The organism is Thermococcus coalescens (assembly GCF_055392585.1).
In genome coordinates this window covers 1,264,906-1,288,754 of record NZ_AP043764.1, presented here as the reverse complement: position 1 = coordinate 1,288,754, position 23,849 = coordinate 1,264,906, and the positions used below count along the sequence as shown (strand labels likewise).

25 protein-coding genes, 1 tRNA gene and 1 pseudogene are annotated in these 23,849 nt (G+C 45.0%); 14 read left to right on the top strand and 13 right to left on the bottom strand.

Features of this window, described 5'->3' with window-relative positions:
• Positions 1–45 precede the first annotated feature (45 nt).
• Positions 46–1,016 (top strand): annotated as a pseudogene (gene radA, locus ACZ5M3_RS07100) (DNA repair and recombination protein RadA); the annotation flags it as partial.
• Between the two features lie 392 nt (positions 1,017–1,408).
• Positions 1,409–2,758, top strand: coding sequence for a hypothetical protein (locus ACZ5M3_RS07095; protein ID WP_464838997.1), 1,350 nt, complete (start codon positions 1,409–1,411; stop codon positions 2,756–2,758).
• A 6-nt stretch (positions 2,759–2,764) separates the two neighbouring features.
• On the opposite strand, the gene ACZ5M3_RS07090 is transcribed toward ACZ5M3_RS07095, so the two are convergent.
• From ACZ5M3_RS07090 to ACZ5M3_RS07075, 4 genes are all read right to left on the bottom strand, one after another.
• Positions 2,765–3,631, bottom strand: a complete 867-nt coding sequence (locus tag ACZ5M3_RS07090) for a hypothetical protein (protein ID WP_464838995.1) — start codon at positions 3,629–3,631, stop codon at positions 2,765–2,767.
• Between the two features lie 191 nt (positions 3,632–3,822).
• On the bottom strand, positions 3,823–4,650 hold the full coding sequence (locus ACZ5M3_RS07085) for a nucleotidyl transferase AbiEii/AbiGii toxin family protein (protein ID WP_464838994.1): 828 nt from the start codon (positions 4,648–4,650) through the stop codon (positions 3,823–3,825).
• The gene (locus ACZ5M3_RS07080; RefSeq protein ID WP_464838993.1) at positions 4,647–5,417 is read right to left on the bottom strand and encodes a type IV toxin-antitoxin system AbiEi family antitoxin domain-containing protein; all 771 of its coding nucleotides are present in this window, start codon (positions 5,415–5,417) and stop codon (positions 4,647–4,649) included. Before ACZ5M3_RS07080 ends, ACZ5M3_RS07085 begins: the two co-directional genes overlap by 4 nt.
• A gap of 75 nt (positions 5,418–5,492) precedes the next feature.
• Complete coding sequence (locus tag ACZ5M3_RS07075; protein WP_464838992.1) at positions 5,493–6,704, bottom strand: MFS transporter; 1,212 nt, start codon at positions 6,702–6,704, stop codon at positions 5,493–5,495.
• A gap of 132 nt (positions 6,705–6,836) precedes the next feature.
• Between ACZ5M3_RS07075 and ACZ5M3_RS07070 the strand changes: the two genes are divergently transcribed.
• The 3 genes from ACZ5M3_RS07070 (at position 6,837) to ACZ5M3_RS07060 (ending at position 11,385) form a co-directional block, all read left to right on the top strand.
• On the top strand, positions 6,837–8,876 hold the full coding sequence (locus tag ACZ5M3_RS07070) for a minichromosome maintenance protein MCM (protein ID WP_464838991.1): 2,040 nt from the start codon (positions 6,837–6,839) through the stop codon (positions 8,874–8,876).
• Between the two features lie 508 nt (positions 8,877–9,384).
• Positions 9,385–9,552 carry a hypothetical protein gene (locus ACZ5M3_RS07065; RefSeq protein ID WP_464838990.1) on the top strand — a complete coding sequence of 56 codons (168 nt, stop codon included), beginning with the start codon at positions 9,385–9,387 and terminating at the stop codon, positions 9,550–9,552.
• A gap of 48 nt (positions 9,553–9,600) precedes the next feature.
• Positions 9,601–11,385, top strand: coding sequence for a winged helix-turn-helix domain-containing protein (locus tag ACZ5M3_RS07060; protein WP_464838989.1), 1,785 nt, complete (start codon positions 9,601–9,603; stop codon positions 11,383–11,385).
• An 11-nt stretch (positions 11,386–11,396) separates the two neighbouring features.
• Here ACZ5M3_RS07060 and ACZ5M3_RS07055 read toward each other — a convergent pair whose 3' ends face one another.
• Positions 11,397–11,765, bottom strand: a complete 369-nt coding sequence (locus ACZ5M3_RS07055; protein WP_464838988.1) for a hypothetical protein — start codon at positions 11,763–11,765, stop codon at positions 11,397–11,399.
• Between the two features lie 472 nt (positions 11,766–12,237).
• Between ACZ5M3_RS07055 and ACZ5M3_RS07050 the strand changes: the two genes are divergently transcribed.
• Entirely contained in the window at positions 12,238–12,597 is a 360-nt protein-coding gene (locus tag ACZ5M3_RS07050; protein WP_464838987.1) for a hypothetical protein, read from the top strand.
• Positions 12,598–12,768: 171 nt separating this feature from the next.
• Here ACZ5M3_RS07050 and ACZ5M3_RS07045 read toward each other — a convergent pair whose 3' ends face one another.
• Complete coding sequence (locus tag ACZ5M3_RS07045; protein ID WP_464838986.1) at positions 12,769–12,921, bottom strand: hypothetical protein; 153 nt, start codon at positions 12,919–12,921, stop codon at positions 12,769–12,771.
• Entirely contained in the window at positions 12,918–13,406 is a 489-nt protein-coding gene (locus tag ACZ5M3_RS07040; protein ID WP_464838985.1) for a hypothetical protein, read from the bottom strand. The genes ACZ5M3_RS07045 and ACZ5M3_RS07040 overlap by 4 nt, the downstream gene beginning before the upstream one ends.
• Before the next feature lie 323 nt (positions 13,407–13,729).
• On the opposite strand from ACZ5M3_RS07040, the gene ACZ5M3_RS07035 reads away from it, so the two are divergent.
• The 5 genes from ACZ5M3_RS07035 to ACZ5M3_RS07015 all read left to right on the top strand — a co-directional run bounded on the left by ACZ5M3_RS07035 (position 13,730) and on the right by ACZ5M3_RS07015 (position 18,404).
• Entirely contained in the window at positions 13,730–14,113 is a 384-nt protein-coding gene (locus ACZ5M3_RS07035) for a DUF302 domain-containing protein (protein ID WP_464838984.1), read from the top strand.
• Between the two features lie 148 nt (positions 14,114–14,261).
• Positions 14,262–14,489 (top strand): hypothetical protein, encoded by a 228-nt coding sequence (locus ACZ5M3_RS07030; protein ID WP_464838983.1) that lies wholly within the window; start codon positions 14,262–14,264, stop codon positions 14,487–14,489.
• Positions 14,490–14,588: 99 nt separating this feature from the next.
• The gene (locus ACZ5M3_RS07025) at positions 14,589–15,041 is read left to right on the top strand and encodes a hypothetical protein (RefSeq protein WP_464838982.1); all 453 of its coding nucleotides are present in this window, start codon (positions 14,589–14,591) and stop codon (positions 15,039–15,041) included.
• Between the two features lie 340 nt (positions 15,042–15,381).
• On the top strand, positions 15,382–16,539 hold the full coding sequence (locus tag ACZ5M3_RS07020; RefSeq protein WP_464838981.1) for a tyrosine-type recombinase/integrase: 1,158 nt from the start codon (positions 15,382–15,384) through the stop codon (positions 16,537–16,539).
• A gap of 125 nt (positions 16,540–16,664) precedes the next feature.
• Positions 16,665–18,404, top strand: a complete 1,740-nt coding sequence (locus ACZ5M3_RS07015) for a GmrSD restriction endonuclease domain-containing protein (protein WP_464838980.1) — start codon at positions 16,665–16,667, stop codon at positions 18,402–18,404.
• A 171-nt stretch (positions 18,405–18,575) separates the two neighbouring features.
• On the opposite strand, the gene ACZ5M3_RS07010 is transcribed toward ACZ5M3_RS07015, so the two are convergent.
• The 4 genes from ACZ5M3_RS07010 to ACZ5M3_RS06995 all read right to left on the bottom strand — a co-directional run bounded on the left by ACZ5M3_RS07010 (position 18,576) and on the right by ACZ5M3_RS06995 (position 21,402).
• Positions 18,576–19,613 carry a tyrosine-type recombinase/integrase gene (locus tag ACZ5M3_RS07010; RefSeq protein WP_464838979.1) on the bottom strand — a complete coding sequence of 346 codons (1,038 nt, stop codon included), beginning with the start codon at positions 19,611–19,613 and terminating at the stop codon, positions 18,576–18,578.
• A gap of 597 nt (positions 19,614–20,210) precedes the next feature.
• Positions 20,211–20,450, bottom strand: a complete 240-nt coding sequence (locus ACZ5M3_RS07005; RefSeq protein WP_464838978.1) for a hypothetical protein — start codon at positions 20,448–20,450, stop codon at positions 20,211–20,213.
• Positions 20,447–21,097 (bottom strand): endonuclease NucS domain-containing protein, encoded by a 651-nt coding sequence (locus tag ACZ5M3_RS07000; RefSeq protein WP_464838977.1) that lies wholly within the window; start codon positions 21,095–21,097, stop codon positions 20,447–20,449. The genes ACZ5M3_RS07005 and ACZ5M3_RS07000 overlap by 4 nt, the downstream gene beginning before the upstream one ends.
• 74 nt (positions 21,098–21,171) lie before the next feature.
• Positions 21,172–21,402 (bottom strand): hypothetical protein, encoded by a 231-nt coding sequence (locus ACZ5M3_RS06995; protein WP_464838976.1) that lies wholly within the window; start codon positions 21,400–21,402, stop codon positions 21,172–21,174.
• A gap of 98 nt (positions 21,403–21,500) precedes the next feature.
• On the opposite strand from ACZ5M3_RS06995, the gene cobO reads away from it, so the two are divergent.
• Together cobO and ACZ5M3_RS06985 are read left to right on the top strand one after the other, a co-directional pair.
• Positions 21,501–22,028, top strand: coding sequence for a cob(I)yrinic acid a,c-diamide adenosyltransferase (gene cobO, locus ACZ5M3_RS06990; protein ID WP_464838975.1), 528 nt, complete (start codon positions 21,501–21,503; stop codon positions 22,026–22,028).
• Positions 22,029–22,144: 116 nt separating this feature from the next.
• Positions 22,145–22,396, top strand: coding sequence for a UPF0147 family protein (locus ACZ5M3_RS06985; protein WP_014013138.1), 252 nt, complete (start codon positions 22,145–22,147; stop codon positions 22,394–22,396).
• 55 nt (positions 22,397–22,451) lie between these two features.
• Here ACZ5M3_RS06985 and ACZ5M3_RS06980 read toward each other — a convergent pair whose 3' ends face one another.
• Both ACZ5M3_RS06980 and ACZ5M3_RS06975 read right to left on the bottom strand, forming a co-directional pair.
• Positions 22,452–23,009 (bottom strand): aldolase, encoded by a 558-nt coding sequence (locus tag ACZ5M3_RS06980; RefSeq protein WP_464838974.1) that lies wholly within the window; start codon positions 23,007–23,009, stop codon positions 22,452–22,454.
• On the bottom strand, positions 23,006–23,587 hold the full coding sequence (locus ACZ5M3_RS06975; RefSeq protein WP_464838973.1) for a hypothetical protein: 582 nt from the start codon (positions 23,585–23,587) through the stop codon (positions 23,006–23,008). The genes ACZ5M3_RS06980 and ACZ5M3_RS06975 overlap by 4 nt, the downstream gene beginning before the upstream one ends.
• A 76-nt stretch (positions 23,588–23,663) precedes the next feature.
• On the opposite strand from ACZ5M3_RS06975, the gene ACZ5M3_RS06970 reads away from it, so the two are divergent.
• A tRNA-Tyr gene (locus ACZ5M3_RS06970) sits at positions 23,664–23,741 on the top strand.
• The last annotated feature ends 108 nt before the right edge of the window (positions 23,742–23,849 follow it).

Here is a 23,849-nt window from a genome sequence, read left to right as displayed (position 1 = left end):
GCATAATTTTTTAATGATTTAGAAAGGTATATTCTTTAGTGGGGGGCCACAAAGGAGGTTCCGGATATGATGGAGACAGACCAAAGAAAGGGTATTGATGAGCTGCCTGGGATAGACTCTGTTACTGCCCAAAAGCTTCGTGAGGCAGGATATGATAGCATCGAGGCCATAGCCGTTGCTTCTCCGATGGAACTCAAGGGGATTGCAGGAATAAGTGAAGGTACAGCACTCAAGATAGTCCTGGCCGCCAGAAAGATTGCCTTCGTTGATATTTTTATAAGCGCTGAGGAATATATGAAGAAGCTCCAATCGGTTGACAAAATCTCAACAGGCAGCAATAGTTTGGATTCGATTCTTGGGGGTGGAATATGGACGGAATCAATAACTGAGGTTTTTGGCGGGCACAGAAGTGGCCGGACTCAACTTGCCCACGCTCTTGCGGTGATGGTCCAGCTCCCCAAGGACGAAGGGGGTCTTCGCGGCTCGGTCATATGGATAGACACCGAGAACACCTTTAATCCACACCGTATACGGCAGATTGCAGAAAACCGCGGCCTTGACCCGGAGGAAGTTCTTGAGCATATCTACATCGGCAGGACTTCAACAGTAACCATCAGTTGCTTCTTATTGAGATGGCAGAGGACTTGATCCGTGAGAATGCCAAATCAGATAGGCCTGTCAGGTTATTGGTCGTTGATTCAATTCCAGCGCACTTTCGGAGGGAGTACGTGGGCAGAAGAGTCTTGGCCGAAAGACAGCAGCGGCTGGCAGAGCATTTATCGAACCTTCGTCGTATCTCAGAACTTTACGGGGTGGCGGTGCTGATTACCAACGATGCCTCAATGGGACGACCGTGGGGTGGCCATCTTCTTGAAGCGACCTCGACGTTTAGACTGTATCTGCGTAAAAAGGGGAGTGGAAACTCAAACAGGGTAGTGGCTCGTTTGATAAAGTCGCCTCACTTACCCGAAAACGAGGCGATGTTTAGGATAACCGAAATAGGTATCGAGGATTGATCTGTGCTTCCAAGATTTGAGGAAAGCTTATTAACCCTCTTTTTCCACCACTTCTAGGGGAGTAGGGGTAGTAGGGTCCATTTAACCGGTGATACCCACTCCGCTGAAAATGCCCGTTAGCCGAAAAACAGGTTTGAGAATGCAGATTAAAAACCCACCTGTGATGAGTGTCATTCTATCCGCATTTTTGCATGCATTTTTTGCCAATATTGAAGAATAAATACATACTATTTTTAGCCAAATCCATAATTTAGTTGTATTTTTTAGCAGTTATTTCATCTATATTCCTACTTTAATTGCTCAGTCATAGGTTAAAAGCATGTATTTTATCAATGTTTATAAACTTAAATGCATACAAAATATGTATTGAATATGTGCACGGGGGAACGGATATGATCCGGAAGAGGTTTAGTTCACGTCCCCAGCAAAGCATCCCAACATTTAATCAAAACTACATACTGCTGGATCTTGAAGACCTCGACGAATACAAAGAGAAGCTGGTAGAACTGAAAAATTCAAAACAGCTGAGTCCAGGAACGTTCCAGAACAAATCCTTTGCATTAAACACCTTCGTGGAATACCTGCTCAAAGTGAAAAAGGAGCCTCCAGAAAACGGTTCTATAATAAAGCTGGGTGCAGAGGACATCTACAATGCTTTTTCTGAGTACCTCCGAGACCCTAACCGGAGCAAGTCATATCACACATTTAGCGTTGTGGTCAAATACACCAAGGAAGCTTTACGGCATATCTTATGGCAAAAGTACGGGCTGAGTCTTTCCCAAGTGTTTGGTGAGGAAGTATTTGATCCCCGACTATATCTGAATATCATCTCTCGCTCTGCAATGAGGTCAAAAGCAGTCCAGCTCCAAACGTATCAGAAAAAAGAGGAAGAAAAAGTGGTTTCTGCTGAGAGAGTCCGAGCGGCCCTTAGATGGCTTTCAATTCTTCTCTTAGAACGGCCAACGATTACAATAGAAAAAATCAGACTTGCCGCGCTAATCGCTTTGCTGACTGGAGCTAGAGGGTCTGAAATAAACGATCTTCAGTTCGTAGTTGTAGACGAAAGCGGCAGAAAGACAAAGCAGATCGATTTGGGAAGAGGGATAATCTATTTTAGAAGATCAAAGCTGAGAACAGATACAGGGGGCGTCACACCAGTCTTTATCCACGACATCCTAGTAAACGAGCTTAGGATCTTCAAAAACAGATTTATCCTAGACCCAACCAGTCCAATATTTGGATTCTACTCTCTGGACAAGGTGTTCACCCGCTACTTCATACCCAAGGAGGCATTTAGGAATAAAAACGACCTCGAAAGAGTATACTCCCAGCACCAATGGCTCAGAGAATATCCTCCGGACAGAGCAATAATTACCATCAAGCTGTTCAGGAAGTTCTTTGACAGCCACATCCAAAATGTGATCTATGATCTCGCCGAAAGCAGAAAACTGGGCTTTATGAGGCTTCCGAGTCTTGTTCAGAGGGTTGATGAACTTGGGAGGTACAAAAACTATCTCTTAGGGCGTGCTGAAGGAGTAGACTTCATGCACTACATCTCATTGACTGAGGACAGGAGGTTCAGCGGGAGATACAGAAAGCTTACTAAAATGTTCGTGGACTCCCTGATAGAGGAGGTAATGCCTGATCTCCTTCTGGTACTAAGCGATGATACGGTTCAGAGGTTCTTTCCCAACTCTGTATTTCTTAACCAAAAGGGCAGTAGTACAGCGATCAGCCCTTGAAATTCTCTAACGACAGTTTTTAGGCAATTCGGAAAGCTTGATCCCGAATCCACTGCTTTCTTTAACTCCCGCTGGCTTCCATGAATATGCTCCCTTCTTGACTTTCAGGACTGAGGGATGGTCGTCTTCAGACATCTTGATGTGCCTCACGCTTATCTCTTCAGTCAGGAATACTGCCATTTCTTTAAGGGCAGAGCCGAATTCTCTCTCAATCTTCTCAATTATGGCCCAAAGGGATTCAACATTTTTATTAAGTTCATATATTGCAGACTGGAGCTGAGAAAAGTTTTGATTACCAATCTCTGCTATTTCTGAAACCGCTTTTTCAACGCACTGAAGACTGTTGTGTGCTTTCATTAGATCCCTTTTGACTGAATTGACTTCAGATTCAACGTGGGATATCTTGGGCACTACTTCTGTGTTTACCTGCTCCATCACTTCATCGATTACTTCTTTTTTGAGCTGATTTCTAAGTTCCTCTAGCTCACCGAAAGGTACCAAAAATCCGTTTTCTCCAGCCTCCTTTTCAATTAGTTCACTGACTTCTTTTAGAATCTGGGACTTGAGAGTGATTACCTGCTTGCGTCCCAGTGGTGTTTTTGTTAGAAAACCTCTTTTTTCTAGCCTTTTCAAGAACTTGTAGATCCTCTCATACCTCCGTCTAGACATTTGGGAGAAATCCCTTTTGGGCTCTTGGCCAGTACTTTCCTCAACATATTTTACAATTTCAGGAAGGGACACCGGGCGGCCTTCTAAGAGCTTTCTCATTACCAAATATTTCTCCAGTGAGCTTTCATCTTCCAGCTCTATGCCCCTTCTTCGATATATCTCCATCTCCTTGAGATACATCTTTGCCAGGGAGAGTCTGGCCATTTTAATCACCCAGCATATTTGCCAATTCTATCTTATTATGTAATTATGTAGACTGGAGTATTTAACATTTCCCCTCTGTGGACGGAAATTGGACGTTGAGTTGCCTTTCCCTCTCTATACTATTCTAAGAGACCTCTCTTCCAAACAGCACAAAACACCAGAATTCGCCTAAAAGCTAAAAATCTCGTAATTTAGAATGCACCCTCCAAAATCCAACTTACAAAATCCAAGACCTCACTCCACACAGACTCAAACTCAGGTAGCCTTCCTAACTGATGGCCCAGACTGCTTTTCCAGGCACTGTAATAATATCCTCTTCTACTTGAGAGAGCATCCAGATCGGGCTCAACGCTCTTGGCTTCAAACTTAAATGGGAGTATTTTAGCCACAGTCCTTACATCGGCTCTATCTTTTAGAGCCCATACATCATACAGGTCTCTCGGTCTTGTCCTCTGGAACAGAGACCTTATCTTCTCCGCCAATATCTCCTCTAAACTGTATGCTCGAACGCTTACAACGGAAAACCTCTGTCTGTCGGAGTAGCTGTGCAGAATCCCCCTCTCTTGGAGGGGCAACAGCACTCTCTCATACTTTTCCAGCGTTATGTCCATCTTGATCTTGGGTGGATTTCCCGTTCTGCTCAGAAGTCTAAACGGAACCTTAACCTCAAAGCCAAGAAGCTCCCCCGGAAATAGTTTTACCCCATATCTCGGCTTCAGTTCAAAATCAAAGAACTGGACCGGCCCTTCATTAGCGGCTTCTACGGCATCGGATATCCTTCTCTCCATGTATTCCACATCTGAATCCTCCAAGAGTAGGGTATAATCGAGATCCTCGGAGAATCGATAGTTCTCAAAATACACTTTCTTCAGGCATGTTCCTCCCTTGAAAGCCATTAATTTCCACAGTCTTGACCTCCAGATCCCGTAGAGCATCCAGCTTATTGCATAATCCTTTTCAATAGTTGACACAGGAATTCCAAGGTCCGAACTCAAGGCTTTTAGCTCCTCTTCAATCATTCTATCTCCCCCCAGTAATCCTCCGGAACGTTGATCCTAAGCCCCCACTTATAGCTGAAGCGGCCTGTTGGCGGCATAGATGGATCAAGGAGAGCAAAGCTCTTTCTGTCTTTTTCAGAAAGTTTAATCCTGCTCTCGATTCCTAATCCAAGCTTTTCGCTCAGGAATCCTAAACGCTTCAGAAGAGCCTTATTCTTCATTCTCTCAGCATAGTCCAACAGCTTTTCATAATCCAGTCTAGCATTGGTGAGGGCCTTAACTACCTCAATTATCCCTCCACAGTACTTTGGCTTGTCAAGACAGTCAACAACGGTCTTTTCAGGGTCGGTAATGCGAACATCTCTGCGCCCGATGCGGATAGTGCTGATTCCAAAAAACTTTTCCGGACTGATGACTACTACTCTAAATCTCTTACCGTCCAGAGACAATGGCCTTCGATAGCCTCTTTTTATGGGAGTTTGAACGAAGACCGTTTGGGGAATCTGCTCAGTCATTCCGTAGTAGTTCAGGGCTGACCAGTATGCAACTGCCCCGTTGGGTACCAAAATCTGGGCTAGAACAAACTCATGGGGGGAGGGAAATCTTCCAGGCTCTAAGGAGATGACATAGATACCCTTGGCAATTCTCTTTAGAAGTCCCATCTTGCTTAATGTTCTGAGATAATACTCAAGGAGCTTTGGATCGATACGGAGCTGCCGCTGAGCTTCTTCGATAGTAAAGACATCTCCAAGCTCCGAGAGCTTCTTCATGATTACGAGAGTATTCATTTTTTCTCACCAAACCCTAAATATATTTAGGGTATTTTGAGAATTTTTAAATATAAAAGTTTTGGATGAGGAAAGTTATACTTCAACTTCAGCTAAGTGCCTTAGTTTTAGAATATCTCCAAGCAGTCCGAAGGCCTCCCCAGCCTTCAAGAGCACTCCTGCACTGAGGAGTATTACGGCGAAGATGAGCCTCGCTTCGGCCAAACCCACCCAGTCCACGACGAAACCGTAGAGGAAGTAAAACACGCTCATGGCCAATGAAGACACCATCGAGTAGATTGACAGTATTGTGGCCCTCTTCTCCGTCGGTATCCTGTGCTGGAGTTCAATTCCGAGGTTGAAGCCAAAGGCCGTATGGATTACCGTAACAACGATTCCAAGGGCGATAATCCAAACCGGGTTCTGGTAGAGGACTGAAAAGGCCGTTAAAACTGGGACGATGAGGGGAGCGAGGGAGTAGGCCTTAACGCTCCATGAGTCCCTGAGACGGATTCCAATGAGCCTCGGAGTTATCTTGACGAGGGCCTCTATTATTCCAAGGAGTCCGAGGGTGCCCATTAGAGTCGTCTTGAGGCTCTTAGCGAGTATATCACCCAGATAAGGCTCGAAGAACTGCCTGAACTGGTTTGTGGCCATGACGACGGTTATTGAGAGGATTATTAGCCAGAGGAGTTCGGGCCTCTTTATCTCCTTGAAGCTCTGGAGGGTGTGGCTTAGGTAGGAGCGTTCGGGCTTCTTGAACTCATACTCCGGAATCGTGTAGCCCACTATGAGGGTTCCGACTTCGAGGATGAGGGTTAGAACTAAGGGGAGGATGAACCCGTAGAGTTGGGCGAGGATTCCGCCGATTGCTACGGTTAGGGCTGTGAGGGGGATTGTTATGGTTTTTATGCTTTTCATTAAGGCCCTGTATTCTTTTTCTCTTCCCAAGTGCTTCATGTTGTCGAATAGCCATGCTTGGAGGCTTCCGCTCATGAATGCAACTCCGAGGGGTGTTATTATGGAGTATAGGATTAGCATTGGGAAGTTCTTTAGGAGGATTAGGACGAGGGTTCCTATTGGGTGGAGGGTGAGGCCGATTAGGACGCTGGTTTTTCGGCTTATTTTGTCGCCGACGACTCCGGTGGGGACTTCGAAGAGGAAGGTTCCTATTGTTGCTATGGCCATTGCGGTGCCTATTTGACCGTAGGTGAGGCCTTTGGAGAGGTAGTAGATGACGAGGAGGTTTCCAGCGAAACCAGTATTCATGAGAGCAAAGAACAACTTGTATTTCTTAATCAAGTCCATTGAATTTCACCACAGGGATTATGATTACTGGAAATAAAAAGCTAGCACCCTAAAACTCTCCGCTTAGGTTCTCAGAACTTCTCAATGTTTATAAAGTTGTAATCAGAGAGACTAAGTTTAGAGGGATGCAACATGGCGTATGAAGAGGAGATTATCAACAAGTTTGTTAATTTCTTTGAAGAATATACAAACGACTCTGGGGAGCGGGTATACCTTTCGGAATTACTGAAAACAGTTGAACGCAAACAAAAGTCTATTCAGGTCAATTGGATTGATTTACATGCTTTTGATCCAGAGTTAGCAGAGGACCTCATCAAAAACCCTAGTGAGATCATACCACGTGCAGAAGACGCTGTTCAGATATTACTTCACGAGCATCTTTCTGACTATGAAGCTTTTCCCCGCGTTCACGTTAGGTTCTATAATGTTGGACTTCCCAAGTTGCCTCACGAAGTTGAACTGAGTGATGCAAACCATCTGATTCAAGTAGAGGGTATAATCACAAGAATCAGTGAGACTAAACCATTTGTTGAGAAAGCAGTATTTGTGTGCAAGGACTGTGGAAACGAAATGATACGCCTTCAGAAACCTTACGAACCTCTTGTAAAACCACCCAAATGTGACTTATGCGGATCTAAAAACATCGAACTAGATACTGATAAGAGCAGATTTGTCTATTTTCAGAGTTTCAGACTCCAGGATCCTCCTGAGGTGTCCCGGGAGATATTGCCAAGCTTTCTTGATGGTATTCTCTTAGATGATCTAGCAAACTCTGAAGTACCGGGGCAACGTGTTCGGCTCACGGGGGTTCTAAGGGTGATTCCTGATTATAGAAACAAACATAGTGTGACTTTAAAAGAAATCTTTGAAGTAAACAATATCGAGAGTACACAAAAAGACTGGGATGAAGAAGATATAACAACCGAGGACATACAAAGATTTTACGAAGAGGCCAAACGTCCTGATTTCAAAGAGCGAGTAATTCGGTCAATCGCTCCTAGTGTACATGGGCATGAAAATGTAAAGGAAGGCCTCCTCCTTGCTTTGCTTGGGGGATATATCTCTGAAGAACCATCAGGAGATCTGGGAATACGAGATAGAATCCATGTGCTGATGGCATTTGAAGACCCCACGATAGGAAGCCAGCTCCTGGAGTTTATTTACAAGATAGCGCCTAAACCGCTCTTAGTCAGAGAAGGAACAGGTGCTAATCTTACTATCTTACAAAAGGCCGATAAAATCACAGGTGATAAGGTAATCGAAGCAGGGGGTACTGTTCTTGCAACAGGCGGAACAGTACTTCTTGAGGGATTTGAAAAAATAAGCCACCCAGAATACATTTCCACTGTTATTAAAAATGGGGAAATTGTTCTAACTGGAGAGTTCAATATCGTAATCCCAGCTAAAAGCACGATCATAGCCTCTTCACGGCCAAAATCAGGACGTGTTAACTTAGAAAAAGAGCCACTAAGCCAAATATTCCCAGTACGCGAGTTATCCTCCTACTTTGGTCTTATTTATTTAATACTTGATAGGCCAGAGACTAAACTTGACGGGAAGCTAGCAGACTATGTCCTGAGACTACAAATGGATAGGAATGCTCAAAGAACACCATATGGGATAGACTTCTTGAGAAAGTTCATAGCTTATGCTAAAAATATGAAACCCAAGCTGAGCCAAGAAGCCGCTGAATACCTTAAACAATACTACCTCAAGCTTCGTAGGGAGTATGCGTCTGAGAGAAGAAGTGAGGAAATGCTGATTCCAATTCACATCTCAATCTTGCAACTTTATACGTTGGTAAACTTGACAATTACCCATGCGAAGCTTCATCTTCGGAGCATAGCAACAGCAGAGGATGCTAGAGCCGCTGTAAAGATTTTTGAGAGAGCATATGAGACAATCGGAATTTCCGTTAATCCGGAAGAGAATTTAATGAATCTGATAAAGAGTGCTGGAAGAAAGAGAAGCAAAGAAAATGTTCTAGAGGCTCTAATAGATGTTATCAAGCAACTGGAAAATGAAACTAAATATGGAGCACCTAAAGATTTAGTGATTAACAAGGCTGTGGAACTCAATCTAGATGAAAAGAAGATAACTAATATGCTCGATGAGCTGAAACATGAGGGAAGGATCTATGAACCACGTAGCGGATATTATCGGACATTGTAAGATTGATCAGAAAGGTATGTAGACACACTCTAATTTACATGATCAGGTTTATACCCCCTTGGCGAAGCTATAAAGGAAGGATACGCTGTAAGAACGAATAAAAGGGGTAGTGAAATACTGAAAGAAGAAAATTCAGAGCTGGGAGAAAGCTACAACCAATACATTTCATGCCTTTACTCAGTTATTTGCTAGATCCCCAGCAGGTCAGCGTAGGGTGTACTTAAAGAATTGATATAACTCTCTATTAACCTTGTCTTCACTTTTTAATAACTCCACTCACTTCACAGCTTCTTTAAGTATCCCACCATGTTTACCAGAAGGTTAAATGTTAGGTAACAAAGCTATTAAATTGCTTTAAACTGCTAGAAACAAGATAGTATAGCTTAAGATACGAATCAAAAGCTTAATAAACTATAAGGGCATAAATAAAGGCCATTTCTCAATGTTTAAAAACTTTGAAGTTCAAACTCACACATGAACAGACCTCATTGAATGGGAGGTGATCTCTATGAGGCATTTACATGTAATGATCCCGGACGCGCTTGATAATGAGTTCCGCAAACTCGTGGGTGAGAAGTACGGCTCAAGAAAAGGTTCTCTTGGGAAGGCTGTGGGGGAAGCTCTGATACTCTGGATCAGCAAAAACAAATCCAAAGGAATGCATCTAAAAGAGTGATTAATACCCTCTGATTTAAGCACGGGCCATTAGTTGGGGGATCTAACAATGAGTGAGGTAGCTGAGAATATAAATTTTGCTGAAATAATTCCAGATAGAAAGTATGAGAAAAATCATGTTGCACCCCAACTAGATTCCCAGAATGACACTGCTAATCAGCAACGGCCTCAGGAGTATCCATTAGTGCGTCATCACTATACTTCTTATTTGTCCTATTCAAGTGACTACATCTACAACGTCTTTGCTTATTTAGGTCGAGCACTTATAGCACACAAAGTCACTCATAGAAATACTGATAGATTCAAGGTAAACGATCTCGAAAAATGGAGCTACCTCCGTGAGCTAAGACATAAGGGTCACTTATATTACGAATTTAAAAAAGAGACTTCAAACGGTACCCCAATTATTCTACGTGTTCCCGAGAATAATAAAGATAAGTTGCCAATAGTGATAAAACACCCCAGAGGAACGGTAACTCTCCAGCTTCTTCAAAGAAATACTACCGACAAGAAAGTCGTGTTGGAAGGCTACACTAAGATGGCAGTACGCATTGATACGTACGGCTCTTTTCATGTATTTGACATCCTTCATGATCTAACTGACTTACCAAACAGAAATGTTGATTTTACTTATAACCTGCTCAGAATAAAGCTTCTAGATCCTGAGGTTTATGCGAGGTTTAAAAGATACCACCAAACGAAGGACGGAAGAACTATTGATTACCTCCTGGAGATGGATAGATTGCTGTCCAAACTTCGAGCTTACAGTGGAGTCAAAGAAATAATGCATAGTAAAGGAAAATACTCTAAACTCTCCCAGCACAGTCACATCGTAGAGATAAAATGGAAGGGGTATCCTGTCAAGATCAAAGTCTACACCTCAAAGTACCATCAAGAAAGAGATCCAAAACTGGAAATAATAATGAAGGATGAAATTACCCTAACTCTTGATGAATTTATGGACCTTGAGAAATTTACTAAAAAGGTTAAAGAAGAAGTCCAGAAGCGGATAAAAATTGCTTCTGGAATATTAGGAGCCATTATAGAGTACTGCCACCTTATTCCAATATGGGATGTAGAGGAGGATAGCAAGTATTTTTATCATGAAGCACCAGTGGATAGAGACTTCTTGAGATATCTACGTGGTGTAGATATTTGGGACGTTCTTTACACTCATACTCTTCCCATTGGATTTGATGATCTCGATTTTGAAATCCTGAAAAATGCCGCGGAGAGAACTGTTGTTACAATACCCTGGCTCAGCAAAGCCCTCCCCAAGAGCGAATCCACGATAAGACGGAGAATAAAGAGACTAGTAGAAGCAGGGCTTCTAAACTGGACAAAAAGAAAGAACACCAACTATTACTGGCTTGCCGTGTATGGGGACTTACCCGAACTCTCTCCAGAGGAAAAGAGAACCACTTACATTAACAGAACATTTGTAGAGAAATCTGCAAAGGTGATCAAGAACAAAATTGAAAAGAGTCCCATAACAGAGCTAAATTCCAGCATTGATGACGTAGATCTCATTAACATGGGGGTAATTCTTTGGGGAATAGGAAGCGGATGGAATAAACCGGGACTACTTTTTTCTTTTCTCAAAATCCTCAAGAGAGAATTAGGCCTCAGGAGGCTCTCTGAGAGATACGTTAGGAGGTACATTAAGATTCTAAAATCACTTGGAATAATCCAAACTCGCAAATTTGGCGTGAGATCTAACAAGAAGAATGAGCCTGAAGAACCCGTAAAGCCTGTTGTTCAGTATTATCTTCTAGAACCCGAGATAAAGAAGCTACTTCACAAAGTCGATTACTTCAGTTTCTTTGGGTTCTGATCCTTTGAATTCTAGATGAGGTCGCTGGATTTTCCAACTAGCGCATTGACTTTTTCGATCATTACCGTCAGCTTTCGGCTCAGTTCACTACTTAATATCAGGCTTCCTTCCTTGCCTCGTCCTATTAAGCCTAGACTGACCAACTTTCTTAATGTACGATAGTATAGCCGAATTTCACTAGGGGATTCCGGGGAGGCTATCATCTTCCATTCATCTGGCCACAGTCTTTCATTTGCTTTGATATGCTGGATTATTTTCTCAGCCATCTCGGCTTCCTTCTCCGTTAACAGCAATTCTAAGACTGGTGTTTCATAGAGAACTGTGATATCTTTTGGTATCTTTATGCTCACTTCAGGGGGATATTTTGGTCTTCTCGGCATTTATTTACACCTCAATGTCCTATATATACCTACTACGGTATATATCTCTTTCGAAATACCTAGTGGGAGCAGGAGTCTATTGACACACCTCTGTAAATAAACCATGTTCTGCACTGAATAGGCCAGCCCACACACCAAAGCCAATCCAAAAAGAATTTTTTCCACCCCCACAGGTAGATAACCCCAACATGTTCCCATGCACTTAAGCTCCAGCAAGACTTTAATCATTCACAAGAGATCTCCCCTCAAGTGAGCCATTCTACAAAAAGAAGGAGGTGATGGTGGGAGTATTTGGCGGACCGATTTGGATAATCTCGTATAAATCAAGAAATTTACACGAAGTTACCAGGAATTTTAATCTTCATTATATTGATATCAGAGAATACTACATCATCATGTATACATTCTTCAACATTTTTAAAGCCGTTGGTTCTTCAATATATGAAAACCGAAAGGAGGTGATGAAAAAAAGGTGAACCCCATTGAACTTATCTTCCTGATTGTTTCAGCAATACTAATGGCAAAGAACACACATGAGAGGAACAACAAAGGTTTCTTCATGGCATTTCTTATTGCATTGGTCAGCACCTACATTCCCGCTTCCATCAGCACTGGCCTCAACAAAGACCTTCAACAGCATTTTTCATGGTATAAGGACCTCTCAGAGAAGGTCTCCGTGGAGACAGAGGAATTCCAGCTCTTGACTTATGAGGCCCTCAAAGCGGCAGGAAAGGCAACAGCAAGGCTTACAGTAGAACTCTCAATGAGGCCAGAGTTTCAGGGAATTGAAGTGAGGAGAGTAGAGGACTTCCAAGATGAATGGTTTGAGTGACTCTTTTTCTTTTCCATTTTTTGAGTGCTGCGTGTCAATCAATCACTTTACACGAGCCGCCGAAAAGTTTAACCTCTTCTGTTCACCGCCTCATCTTGAAGTGAACATCTTCTGAAAAACGATCTTGGAGGGTGCGTTATGAGTGAGCTCGTATTTTCGGTGGACTGGACCCTAAACAGGTTTTGGAAAGTAATACCAGAAAACAAAGATTATCTCGAACTCGATGACTTCCTTGATGCCATCGTGAACCCACTTCAGGAAGCTGAAGAGGGCCTTGACCGGGTATGAGGCGAGCCTTATCATGCTCGGAGTCCACCTCATCATTCCACACCACCTCCTTTCTTGTTGTTTTTTGATGAGTCAGCGTCAAGGACGATTAAGCCCCTCTCACCATAAGAGTCCAAAAACGCCTTAACGGCACTCAAAAGGACGTTGATAAACCACTCTTCGGGCACAACGTAGGCGGATACGAAAACGTCCTTGCCGTTAAACTTGCCTGTTAAAACTGCGTAGTTCTCCGCAGCCCTCATCACCATCGCATCCGCGAGAATCCCTCTTTTGTGGCTCTTATCCAGGAGCCCATTGGTAACGGGCATGAAACCCTTGACCCAGTAAAACTCCTGGCCTTCTGCGGTGGAAACTTTGAGAATCTTAACACTGCGAATATCCACGCCAACCATAAGGTCCGGCGTAAAATACCGGTCGGCAATGGTATCCAGGCACAGCTCTTCAAAAGATGCTTCGGCAAGAGTATAATTTTTCATCTCCGAGATAATCCTTGACCACGTTGAAGCATTACTTGACGTCATTTCAACACACCTCATCTCGACCCAGGCATTTCCAAAATAACATAATGGGCACGATGAGGTTAAAAATGTTTTCATGAAAATTATTTATTGTATTTTTGTGGGATAATTCACAATTAAACTGTAACAAAATATAACAAAATGTGCAGACTTAAGTGCAAATAACGCGGAAAATGGAGTCCCAGATGTTACTTGGAAACATATTTTCAATCAAAGGCTTGTGTAAAGTTATTGCTTTACACGAAAAAGTTATAAAGTTCGCAATGGGTACTTTTTGTGCCTCTTCCCTTCGAACAACAAACAGGCGAAACACGAGGTGCCGTGAAATGATTGAGGAGAGGTTCGTGTTCCAGGGCAACTTTGAGGAAGCTGAGGCAAAGGTCAAGGAAGCCATGCCGAAGGCCGGGTTTGGAGTAGTCTGGGAGCAGAACTTTACTGAGGTCGTCAGGAACAAGCTCGGTATTGAAATGCCCAGATACAAGACCCTTGGCCTCTGCAACGCAAAGGTATTCTACGACCTCTACCAGAGGAACAAAAACATCGGCGTCGTTGCCCCCTGCCACCTGCTCCTCTACGAGGATGATGGCAAAGTCCATGCCATCCTCGGAGTTCCAAAAGAGTACTGGGACGAAGAGGTCATGGCCGAACCGTTTAAGAAGGTCATTGAGATCCTCAACGAGATCGGATTCAAACCGTTCACTGCAATGTAAGGCCGCGTTTTCCTTTCTTTTTCTCGGATTTAAAGAAGGACAGAAGGGTGGTTGAATGTTTTTACATATTGAAACAGGGCTGGCAAGTAAGGATTATGACCTTCTCAAGGAGGAAGTTCGCAAGAGATCGGGTGACATCTCAGACAAAATGCTCGAGCTGGGTTTTTCTGAAAACCTCGCGATTGACGCCCTGATTTTCAAAGTCCCGGATTCCACAAAGTATTACTGCAAGCTTTGTCTGGAGACTTTCGAGAGTGAGGACGAGGCGAGGGAGCACGCTTTTAACGCTCATTCTCCCGAGGACGCCCCCAAACTTCGCAATGTCCCAATGGAGAAGAGATTTGATTGTGTAATCAGAGAAATTGAAGTTATTTGAGAATTCTTTCGCTTTTTACAATATCATAATCTCACTTGTGGGAGTGAACCGTTATATTTAATTGACTTTATTTGGCCTCGCGAAGTTGGTGGTATGCCAATGTCCAAGATTGGGCTTGGTTCAGTAACACTGAGGGCCCTGCCCGAGTTCGGGGCAAGACTTGAAGCGCCCAATGGTATTAATAAGGTGGATTCTTATCAGGGGGTAGTGATCATCAGGGACTTTTTTGATGGGGCTGATTGGATCTACCTTCCGCCGAGGTCCGTCTCGGCGATTTTAAGTGCATTGGAAACTCAGGACTTGGCAGAAGTTACCATCTTGAGCATTCGAGGGGGAGCAGTACGCCTCGGCAACACCATTCGAGTAGACGTGTGGAAAATAACAGAAGTCCCAGTAGGAGCAAGATCCAGGAACATCCTCAGATTTTATCCGGAGCCCAGAACAGAGATACTACTGACCCTGCATCTCACAAAGGAAGAAAAAGAGGCAGTTAAGGCAGTGCTCCTTCAATACATCAACACCGGAGTGAAGATCCCATTAAACAAAGACTGACCTGTTTTCACTCTTTTTCTTTTTAACCTGTGATTGTGCTCACTCCATATGATTTCGTTGACGACTGTTTTGAGAGGTACATTCTCACAAGAACACACCTCATCGGGCAGAGAACACGCCTGGTTTCTACCCTGAACCCCACAGGGAGATATTAACACTTCTCCACCCCACAAGCTGGGAAAAGCAGCAGTAAGGGTAGAACTTACCAAATACATATCTACGGGGCTGGAAATCCCAATAATCTACTGATTCCAAGCTCTTTTTCTTTCACGTTTTTGGTGGTCAGTGGGGAGTTATATTTAATTAACGTTTTCCAACTTGGTATTTTGGGTGGACCTGTATGGTGGAAGTGGTAAGTAGTCTGAATGCCAACCTTTGCCAAATCCAGATTGTCAGGAAGGCCCGCGGAGGCACCTACGGAATTCCAGCCAGCGAAGTCGAGAGGTACATCTCCGAACTGAAGGCCAAGGACGTCAGCGAAAAGCACAAGCAGAAGCAGATCAAATGGATACAGGAATTCCTTCAAACTCTCCCCATTACTGGGGGAGACTCAGAACCACTGTACGTGATCAGTGCCAGAATTATCGAGGATTACTTGGAGCACCTGGACTCACTCAAGGGGAAGTATGGCCAGAATCTCGGATACAAGGCCAAAAAGGACAGAATCTCAACGGTCAGAAGGTTCTTAAAGGAGCTGGGAGTTGACAACCCAGAAATCATTGGCAGACTCAAAATGCTGGAAGATGAACTACGACGAAAATGGAAGACTCACATTGCAATGAACCCCAAAACCGTCACAAAAGAAGACGTTGACAGCCTCTTCAATGCGCTCGAAGCAGCCTTCGAAGACGAAGAGATCAGAGAAGAACAGTACTGCAAGGCCCTTGCATTTTTGCTACTGCTGGCAACAACGGGACGTAGAAAGGAGGAAATCGCACGGGCTCACATTGAATGGTTCGATTTCGAGGCCAACATAATGAAGCTTCCACACAGCGTCACTAAGGTTGGACGACAGCTGAAGGAGACTGAAGGCTTTGAAGTGATTCCACTCCACCCTGAAACAGCAGCCTGCCTTAAGAGGTACACCAGGAAGTTCGGGCATTTAATTAAAGCAAATGACGGCTACCTCTTTGCAGTATCTACAAGGAAAGCAGAGAATCCAACGTTTTGGGATGCCATGATTAAGAAGCATCCGCGTCTCAGGGTCCAGCTCCTCTACAGCCCGGGAACTCTCACGCCAAAGTTGCTGAGAAAGTTCTTTATCCAGCACTGGTACGAAAAGAACGGCAATGAGCTTATCCTCAAGAAGATCGTTGGTCACTCCCCTACAGTGGTTCACGATCTTCATTATGCCCGGGGGATTCGTCCAGAGAAAGTCATCGAGGAGTATCAGAAGGTTCTTGGAAAGACGAGCTTCCTCACGAAGAAGCAACGGGCACTGGTCGCCAGGTACCTTCCAAGGAAGCGTGAAAAGAAACGTCGCAAAAGGAAGAAATGACTCCCGGTGACTCTTTTTATTTTTTGCTGCTTTTTATGTGATGGTCAAACAGGGTTTGATTAATTTCGTTATATTTGGGAAACAAATTTAAACATTGGTTGCGAAAATATTCAAGGTGGTTCCCCATGAAGATCTTTCTCAAGCCAGAAGTGTGGCCAATCCAGCAATTTATTGAGAACATAACTGAGAGAGACAATTATTATCTCCCATCTTTCCAGAGGGATTATGTCTGGGACGAAGACGATGTAAAGTCCCTTATTGATTCAATAATCCGAGGATACCCGATTGGTGCAATAATATTATGGAAGCCATCAGATAAAGAGTTCATTAAAGGTGATCCTTTCTCCATTCCACTTATTGATACGGATGGAGACAATGGTGGTGATTACTACTACGTTATTGATGGACAGCAGAGGTTAACGTCATTGTTACTACTTTTTAATGAGTGGAAGATTCAGAGAAACGGAGAAGAGATATCTCTCGAACCAATTTCACTTTATCCAACCCCCCATGGCGGTTACAGATTGTACAAAAGCGACAAACGTGGGATTGATATTTCTCTTTTACTCAAAGTCTTTGCAGAGCCTGGAATGAGCTCCTTGCAGATCTACAATAAGCTTATTGCCAAATACAGTGAAGACTACATCAAAAAAGCGGAACCAATTATCAAGCGGATTCTTGAATACAAGATTCCAGTCTACATCATGAGTACGACCAGAGAAGACCCAGAAACTGTAATGGAAATGGCTCAGGCCTTCATACGAATAAATAAGGAAGGAGTACGCATTGGAAACGTCGAGCTCATGCTTTCCCTTCTTGCTGGAAAAATGGGTGGGCTGATACGGGATACCATATACACGAGCTACAAGGAAATAAGAGATACTGGCTTTGAGATTCAAATTCAGCCACTTATCAGACTGGTTCTCTCAAACTTTGGTTTTGGTCAGTCCCAAATCTCTCATGTTGAAAGATTTGCCTCAAGTCTTGACACACTCGCCAAGTATCCAGCCGATCAAATAAAACCAACACTGGACAAGTCGGTTAATGCGTTTAAACTTGCAGTCAGATTTATACAGAGAGAACTGCCACTACCAAGTGCCCAGCTCCTTCCATCCCAACAAACACTGGTCCCACTCGCAAAGTACTTTTACACTGAAAACATCACCGAGTTTAACAATCTGTCCCCTGAGGAGATTGACAAGATAAAACACTGGTTCATTCTGTTAAACTTCATCGGATACTACTCCACCAGTCCCGACTCAAAACTTGAAGCAGACTTGAGGGTAATCACTGAAAGTAGTGGCGTATTTCCATATCACGAACTCTTAAGGAATGTTGAACAGAGGAAATACCCGACAAAAATTAAGAAAGACCACTTTATGAGGGGCCGCAATGTGAATGTGTTGAAGAGAAGCGGAAGGCAGTATCTGTTCATTCTTTATCTCCTCATGGCTCAGAATGGCGCCGATGATTGGGCCGGCCACCCAATTACAAGAGTTCCTTACAAGGACCTTGCCCGCCACCATATATTCCCGAAGGAATTCCTTAACCAGAATCTGGTGATTGATGATCCAACAGACAAGGAGATTGCAATAAACAATCTGGGCAATATAACCCTCATTGACAAACACATGAACTCTGAAATTGGTGATCTACCTCTTCACAATGAAGACGCACAGAGATACTCCGGAGAAGACAGAGGATACATATCAAAAATCGGTCTGAGCGAGAGCACCCTGGAGAAACACTTCATCCCCCTGGATCCAGACCTCTGGAAACTGGAGAATTATGAAGAATTCCTGAGAGAAAGAATGGAATTAATATACTCCGCTCTGAAGAGAACATACCCCAGGATTACTGGATGAGTTATTGAGGATACTCTCTTGTTTTATATTTTCTCAAAAATGAACAAAACGGAGATTTGCAGTAATCCAGGCTTTTCAGTTATCTGGCGCTTTACCAAAGTGATGATCCACCACTTGTGAGGGGTTGTTCACTACGGTTTCAACATTGATAAAGAAAAAGTCAAAGAGGGCCTACAAAAGCTTCACATTGAATTTTAATTTCCCAAAGACCTTGTCATAAACCCTTTGAAGGCTCTCTGGCGTATGGTGGGAGTAGTGAAAGGCATTTATGTCTCCTCGTATGGAGTGGCCCATGAGGAGTTTTTTGACCGTTGCGTTGCCGTTTCGTCTGTCCCATTCCTGTGAGAAGAACTTTCTCATGTGTTTCGGTCTGATTGGCTGGTTTGCAAGCTCTTGTTTTCGGATAAATGGCTTTTCAAGGCTGAAGTAAGATATGACCGGCTCATTGGGGTTTGGCTCGTATTTTTTAACGTATTTTCTCAGCAGTGCTTGAACTTCGGGAGTGATGAAGGTCACCCTCGGTTGGCCAGTCTTGGCAACTTCTGGTGGGACACTTATTATGCGCTTGGTAATATCAATGTAGGAGAGGGGCAAGCTCGTAAGTTCGTACACTCTTAAACCGCTTGTTGCCATTATCAGAAGTCCGAGAATCATTTTGTTGGCGATCAAGTCTGAGAGCTCTGGATCTCGTGCCAGCTGGAGTTTCTGGATTGTTTTCGCCAAATTCTGGACATCTCTTAATGTGATGACTGTCATATCAACGCCGATGTATCGAGGAGTTTTGAGATGGTTCTCGAGAGGAATTCCTGCAATCCTGAAGAGCTTTTTGAGGTACGTCACATTTTTTCGGTAGAATGATGGCGAATATTGTTTTTGAATCTTCTGAAGGTGCGAAATTAAGTCTTCGACGGTGAAAGACCAGTATTCGCCGTGATTTGTTGTAGTGTCAAGGAATCTCTTTACTGTTCTTGTCACAAAGTTCAGATGATGCTGGGCGACGTTGTTCGCTTTTAATTCCAGTAACAAAAGGTCCACGTGCTTTTTTGTAATGATGTATCTGTCAGACTCGTTGGAATTTCCTTGTATTGTTGCAGGAAGGGAATTCTTTGTTTTTTGGTTTTGTAGCTTTTGAAACTTCTGTTGCCCAAATAAAGCATTCTGAGGCTGTGGATCCCCTAGCCCGGGTTCAAATCCCGGCCCTGGCCCCATAACATCCCTTTGCTTCGCAAAGCGTTGACGGAAAGATGAAGTGCTCTTCTGAAAGTGCCTGTTTTCAAGTGGTTTACTCTTTAATCGGCAGTTTTGCAGTGTTTCACTCTCAACAAGGCGCCCAAAGGACGCCAGAATAAAAGTGAAACGTATAACAAGCCCAGGTTTAATGTTAAACCCGTTTTTGTAGGCAAGTTTAGAGTGCACGCTTGATTCTCTGCCAGTTCAGCAGGAAGGGAGTTCTTTTGGTGAAGCTTTCGGAAAAAGCTTCCTGTACTCTCAAACCCCCGTAGTGGGGCTCCGCTCCACACCCCTAGAACTTTTCCTTCGCAAAGTTTGATTGAGTTAGTGACTCTCTGATTATAAAGTTCGGATTAAAAAGGGCATTTTCCTTAGAAGCTCCATCTGGATGTAAAACCTGTTAGCTTGGATAATTCTCGAGAATTCACTCTAACTATACCATCGGGGGCCCAAGAAGGTGAATCTCCGTTAAGTGATAAATTTGAGAGGTTAGGTGCCTAATTGTCTTGCTCTTGAGAGATGTCTCGCAAATAGAGGTCGAAGGATAATCACAAACTTTAGGAGGTACGATACTCTTTAGAGATAAAACAACTGCCCTTCGTGGATTCTGTGTTTTACTTCTACGCTGATAACTTCGTTGAAGTGCATGTCCAGGACCCACTTATTGCTCTGCAGGAAGTCTCTGAACGCTTCTTCCTCGTCTTCTCCCTCCCCGAATCCTAGAACTTGGAAGTTGTCAACATCAGGAGATAACACTTGGGAGGATGAGTAAGTGAGTCCATCAGGGGTTACAAACATAAACAGTCTTTTTCTCATATTGACACCTCCAGTTTTAGCATCTTCAACAGCTCTTCATAGCTGTACTCCTTGGATGGATCTAAATCTTCAAAGTGGTACCTGACGGGTAGTATCTTGTTATCCTTGAAAGCAAATTTTGAAAAGTCTTTGGCTATCAATATTCCCCCCACAGTTTCATCCCCAAACTCTTTTACATATTTTTTTAGCTGTTCAACGTCTTTTTTCTGAGCTTTCCCCGTTTTGACCTCTGTGAGCAAGTATTTGTTCTTCGTGGAAGGATGTCGTGGCTTAATAAATATGTCCACATAACCTTCGGGGAGAGCCTTTTCGCTGAGTGCCTCAAATTCGCTGGGAGGACTCTCCACTCCAAAAAACTCCAACGCATCTCCAAGGACTGTTTCTTTGATCTTCTTTCTCACCAATGACTGGAGGATAAGCTCCCTGAAATAGAACTTCTCTGGGACTACTTGGTTTTCCCTTTTAAACACAATTTTTGGCTCGAACGTCTCTGTGTTTAGCTCTAGGTGCTCGGACTCCCCAGTAAATGGAGTACCCATCTCCGAAACATTGTAAAGCGTGATTGTATCTGCTTGGAAATGGGTTTTCCTGTAGCCCCCTCTCAAAAGCAGATTCTCTGCGACGTATGAGAATTCCTGCCTAACCATTGGTTCGTTAAATTCTCGCTCCAGCCTTAAGAACAGTCTGAACGGGAAATAATACGTTCGTTTTGATCTGAATGTTATTGGGGGCCAGGGGGAAGCTTCTCTGCATTCTTGTAAGCAACCTTCTTGACGACTCGATACAGATTTCTCACTCTGGCTCCATATAAAAATGAGATGTAATCTCCAACTTCTATGTCAAAAAACGTCCAGAGTCCATTTATACTGTTAGTAAAACCTGCGAGGTTGTACTTTACACACAGCTCTAGGTTTTCCCGGTTTGAGAGCGACACTAGGAAGTAATCTGACACCTGTCCTCACCTAAGCTAAGTCTTGTTTTCTCTCATGATTTAACCTTTGCCCAAACCCCTAAAAACCCTGGCGATTATATCCATCCGGTGAAGCCAACATGTCCTGGAAAGACAAGCTTGGCTTAGTTCACATCTACACCGGCAACGGGAAGGGGAAGACCACCGCAGCATTTGGGCTCGCGGTGAGGATGCTCGGCTCCGGAGGGAAGGTGATGATCCTCCAGTTCATGAAGGCACCCGATGTTTACGGCGAGCAGAAGAGGATACGGGAGTGTGGCGCGGTTATAGAGTCCTTCGGTTTGCCCAAGTTCGTCCACGGAAAGCCCGAACCGGATGACATAGAGGCCGCCAAAAAAGCCCTCCAGCGCGCTAAGGAGGTCGTCTCAAGCGGCGAGTGGGATCTGGTAATCCTCGATGAAATCTGCGTCGCCCTCGGCTTCGGCATGCTCGACGTCGCGGAAGTCAGGGAGCTAATCGAAAACAAAGCACCCCACACCGAGCTAGTCCTGACCGGCCGCTACTGTCCGGAGGAGCTGTTTGAACTTGCCGACTACGTCACGGAGATGAGGGAGGTAAAGCACCCCTACGGGAGGGGGATTCTCGCGAGGAGGGGTGTGGAGTTCTAGTCCGGGCTCTCCCCTCCCTTCGGTTTCGACGTTGACCGAAAAGCTTTTTAGTTAGGAGAGCTTAAGATAATCCGGGAAGGTTTTAGTAACAATTCTTTAGAAAAGGGGGTGATAGAATGAGCGAGCTCATCGGCCAGATCGTGCAGGTTCTCAAGGAGCAGGTCGTTCAGGACACCGTTGTCCCCAGGAACATCAGGCGCGCCGCCGAGCAGGCCATCGAGGCCCTCCTCGACGAGAGCAAGGAGCCCGCCGTCAGGGCGGCCGACGCGATAGCGATCCTCGAGGAGATAAGCGAGGACCCGAACATGCCGATGCACACGAGGACGATCATCTGGGAAGTCCTCGGTGCCCTTGAGCAGGTCAAGTGAGCGTTTTCTTTTTACGCTCATTTCCTGCGCTTTCTTGTGAATAAAAAAAGAAGCGCTATTTTCTGGTGAGGTGCCAGAGCTTTGCGCTCTCCTCCACCAGCTCCGCCTTGTAGAACGCTTCTCTCAGAGTCCTTCCGACGGTCACTACACCGTGCTTCTCCATCAGTACCGCGTCGGACTGGAGCACCGCGTCTGCCACGACGTCGGCCAGCTCCTGTGTCCCGGCCGGTCTGAACGGGGCTATCGGAATTCTCTTCAGGTATATCTCCGCCTCGGGGGTCATTATCGGCAGTTCCCACTCGATTAGGGCGGTGGCCGCTATCGCGTGGGGAGGATGGAGGTGCGCTATCGCCCTAACGTCCGGCCGCCTCCTGTAAACGGCGAGGTGGAGCCTGTACTCCGAGGAGGGCCTTACCCCCGAGACCTGCCTCCCGCCCATGTCCACGACCGCCACCTGCTCCAGGGTCATCTCGTCCATTACTGCCCCGGTGGCCTTGATGAAGACGAGGTTCCCCTTTCTGATGCTCAGGTTTCCACCAAATGCCGCCGTTAATCCCCGCTTATGGGCGAGACGGGAGTATTTAACAAGCTGGGTCTTTATCGCCCTGCTCATCTTTTCACCACCTTTACCCCATAGCCGCAGTCCTGACAGTAGGCCCTCTCCCCCTTCCAGGCGAGCTCGCCGCCGCAGACGGGGCAGGTGTGAACGTCGCCCCCGCCCTTCCAGCGCCCGTAGGTCTCGCGGTCTATGACGAGGAAGAGCCCCCCCTCGTCCTCCTCGAAGTGGCCCAGGACGGGGTTGCTCTCCAGTTCGAGGGTCTTCTCGTCTATTATCACCGGCTCTACCCCTATGTTCCCCTCGTATTCGAGGTCGTTGCTCGGCAGGATCTCGACGACGAATGCCCCGAGCTTTTTGTCGTTATAGGCTATGACCTCCAGCGCATCGCTGAGCTCGCCGCTTGAGGAGATGACGTCAACCACCAGCGTCCCTTCCCTCGGAAAGGCGAGGGCTGTGAGGAACCTGCTCCTGTAGAGGGCCAGCCCCCGGTCGAGGCAGCTCTCGTCCATTCCAAAACTTTTCAGCATCTCGCGGAGCTCGTTACCGCCTGGCAGCCTGCCCTCGCGCCTTATGAACTCTCCGATTCCCTTCGCGAGCGGCATGGCGAGTGTAACAGGTTCATAGAGCTTCATGTTCCCACCCCAATTACCTCGGGAGAAAAATTTATAAACCTACCCGGGGGATTATGGAACGGGCTGCCTGTAGGGTCCCGCGGTAGCCTAGCCTGGGAGCGGCGGCGGACTGTAGATCCGCAGGTCCCCGGTTCAAATCCGGGCCGCGGGACCACCAGAATTTTAACGGCCTTTTCTGAGAGCTTCAAGCCTGCGAGTCCTCTCCGGTTCGGGAGTTCGTCCCTAGTGTTCTCCGGGCGTTTCAACTGTCCCGCTCCAGCTT